This is a genomic window from Rothia sp. HMSC061E04 (assembly GCF_001813685.1).
Taxonomy (GTDB): Bacteria; Actinomycetota; Actinomycetes; order Actinomycetales; family Micrococcaceae; genus Rothia; species Rothia mucilaginosa.
In genome coordinates this window covers 302,809-305,146 of record NZ_KV813706.1, presented here as the reverse complement: position 1 = coordinate 305,146, position 2,338 = coordinate 302,809, and the positions used below count along the sequence as shown (strand labels likewise).

Sequence of the window (2,338 nt, the reverse complement as noted above, 5' to 3'; positions counted from 1 at the left end):
TGAGTGCAATAGTATCTGAACGTCATTATTCGGATACATCAATGCTTTATGCGTCAAATAAATCTACACTCGCGGAGGCGCCGCCCCTGCAGAATTTGTGCCATGGTTTAGTGTCTTCGACCGTGGTTTTTAACTACGACCAAAGACACTAACCTATGGCACGAATCCGTAACCCATTACCGAATTTGGGTCTGCGTCGGATATGTGGGCGGGAGCCGGTTATGGTTTAGTTTTTTCGGTAATGGGTTAGTGACTTTAGGCTGGGGTTTTAACCACCTCCAAAGACGCTAAGTCATGACTGAAATTGCTAGGTCATGACCGAACCTCCACCGGTGCTGAGCAGCACCTCCACTGGCACTGCGCGGCCCAAACAAAACAGAGCAGCCTCCGCACCCGAACGCCCATGCCCTCGCTTCCCGCCCTCCGCATCCCAGCCCAGCAGCCCCTCCCGCATGTCCCACCCCACTCCCTCCCCATGCCCGTAATGTGGCGGGCAACTCATGCGGCTCACGCGGGGTGTTAGACAGTACTACACTTAAAGCGGAAGTCACATCGCCGTCACTGAAGAAAAGAGTTTTTGTGCCCACCACGACCGTACATTTGACCGACCGCATCCCTCGCGTTTCTGCTGATGAGTTGCTGGCGGGTTTCCGCCCCTCTGAGCGTTTTGGTGAAGTGTCTTTTGATAGCTACATTCCTGATCCGAATCAGCCGTCGCAGGCTGAGGCTGTGCAGAAGCTGAAGGATTTTGGCGACAAGATTAATGGTGGCGGCGCTGGTGCCGGTTTCTTTGGTCGCCTGTTTGGTGGCAAGAAGAAGGATTCTACGAAGGCTGGCCTGTACCTTGACGGCGGTTTTGGTGTGGGTAAGACTCACTTGTTGGCGTCGCTGTGGCATTATGTGGACGGCCCGAAGGCGTTCGGTACTTTCGTGGAGTACACGAACCTGGTGGGTGCGTTGACGTTCCGTAAGACGGTTGAGGCGTTGAGCAGCTACAAGCTGGTGTGCATTGACGAGTTTGAGCTGGATGATCCGGGTGATACTGTGCTCATGTCTCGTCTGATGCGTGAGCTGGCGGATGCTGGCGTGAAGCTTGTGGCGACCTCGAACACGCTGCCTGGTGCGCTGGGTGAGGGCCGTTTCGCGGCTGAGGATTTTAAGCGTGAGATTCAGGTGCTTGCTTCGCAGTTTGAGGTGCACCGTGTGGATGGTGAGGATTTCCGTCACCGTGGTCTGCCTGCCGCACCGGAGCCTGTTGCTGATGATGCGTTTGATGCGAAGGTTGAGGAAGTGTTCGGCGGCCAGACTGTTGGTGTTGATAACTTCGCTGACCTGGTGGAGCATCTGGCGAAGGTGCACCCGTCGCGTTACCGTCAGCTGATTGATGGTCTGGATGGTATTGCGTGGCGTGATGTTCACCCGATTACTGAGCAGTCGGTGGCGTTGCGTTTTGTGGTGTTGGCTGACCGCCTGTATGACAAGGACTTGCCGATTGTTTCTTCGGGTGTGCCTTTTGACAAGGTGTTTACTGAGGAGATGCTGGCTGGTGGTTATCAGAAGAAGTATTTCCGTGCGGTGTCTCGTTTGACTGCGTTGGCTCGTGAGGGCATGCTGGGTGAGGAGGCGGAGCGCTAGTTCCGCTGTTCGCCGGGGCCGAGCTTTGGCCGGCTCGGGTTTTGATGCGCTGTTCTTTCTAGTCCCGTGAGACTCGAAGCTCGCCCGGTTTGCATGGTTAGCTTGATTAGTCTGGTTTACCTGAACCGCGCCAACCCCTCTCATACGTGAGGACCCTCGCCGGGTCGCTTAGGAAGCCCCCGGCGGGGGTCTTTGTGTGAGCGAGAACCTGGTACGTGACGGGAACATGGCGTGTCGCTCGCATGGTTTCTTCCCTTGCCAGGGAGTTATGCGGGGGTAGATGTGGTTGGAGTGTATAATTTTGCGTGTAGCCTCCGCGAGGTTCTCGCGAAGCACCCGTTTCTGCCGCATGGTTGCGGGCTATTTTCGGGTAGCTATTTCCCTTCCTTTTCGGAGGGACTTTCATTGAGGGTCGACGCATAATGCCCAGTGGGCACATGCTCCACCGAGGATTTCCCTTCCTTTTCGGAGGGACTTTCATTGAGGGTCTATATACAGTAATTCTTAAATAAAACTAATTAAAATTTCCCTTCCTTTTCGGAGGGACTTTCATTGAGGGCGGTGCAAAATGGCATAGAGAGCGTTTTAGAGCGTTTTATTTCCCTTCCTTTTCGGAGGGACTTTCATTGAGGGGAGGTTCAGCAGGTCATGATTGCGTTCCTGCCGAGGGAATTTCCCTTCCTTTTCGGAGGGACTTTCATTG

1 protein-coding gene and 1 CRISPR repeat array are annotated in these 2,338 nt (G+C 54.4%); the gene reads left to right on the top strand.

Annotated elements, in window-relative coordinates:
* The first annotated feature begins 579 nt into the window (after positions 1-579).
* Positions 580-1,635: a cell division protein ZapE gene (gene zapE, locus HMPREF2927_RS08055; protein ID WP_005506346.1), complete on the top strand. Its 1,056-nt coding sequence runs from the start codon at positions 580-582 to the stop codon at positions 1,633-1,635.
* Positions 1,636-2,011: 376 nt separating this feature from the next.
* Positions 2,012-2,338: a CRISPR direct-repeat array (repeat unit 32 nt; unit sequence ATTTCCCTTCCTTTTCGGAGGGACTTTCATTG).